The 505-nt window shown below is 35.8% G+C and carries 1 protein-coding gene; it reads right to left on the bottom strand.

Features of this window, described 5'->3' with window-relative positions; translation table 11 throughout:
- Positions 1-267 (bottom strand): NUDIX hydrolase (locus tag FFR48_RS28410; RefSeq protein ID WP_137669628.1); only part of this gene is annotated, 267 nt, incomplete at its 3' end.
- Between the last annotated feature and the right edge of the window lie 238 nt (positions 268-505).

The raw sequence follows: 505 nt of genomic DNA, 5'->3' as shown, positions 1-505 counted from the left end.
TTTTAATAATTCTAGTCCAGTTTCTTCCTTTAATTCTCGACAAACTGCACTAGCAATATCCTCTCCCCAGTCTATCATTCCTCCCGGTAAAGACCAACAACCATCATCACTGCGACGAATCAAAACAATTCTACCATCAGGTAAAATGGGAATCACGCTAGTACCAGTAATGGGATGGCGGAAAATAATACCCAATACTGTTTTTCCAACGTGCCATAAGCTACCAATAGATTTAATTAATGAACTAAAAAAAGCCAGAATGTTCAATCTTCAAATTCTTATTTTGTAATTGTTAATTGGCGAACACTTGATAGAAATGTAACTCACAAAAGATGATTTTCGTTTTTTTTATACAACTCTATCAAGTATTAGGTTTATTATTCTGCTATATAAAACCTAGACAAAACTAGACTTTACTTTCTACTTCAACGGGAGCATGGGAGCAGTTATCCCTCAGTAGACTTTCACGCCTTAGCCAGACGCGATTGTGTTCCAATTAAGTTTC

Source organism: Sphaerospermopsis reniformis, assembly GCF_005402885.1.
In the GTDB taxonomy this organism is placed as follows: Bacteria; Cyanobacteriota; Cyanobacteriia; order Cyanobacteriales; family Nostocaceae; genus Sphaerospermopsis; species Sphaerospermopsis kisseleviana.
Note: the sequence above shows the minus strand (reverse complement) of the source record. Positions and strands in the feature narration are given on the sequence as shown.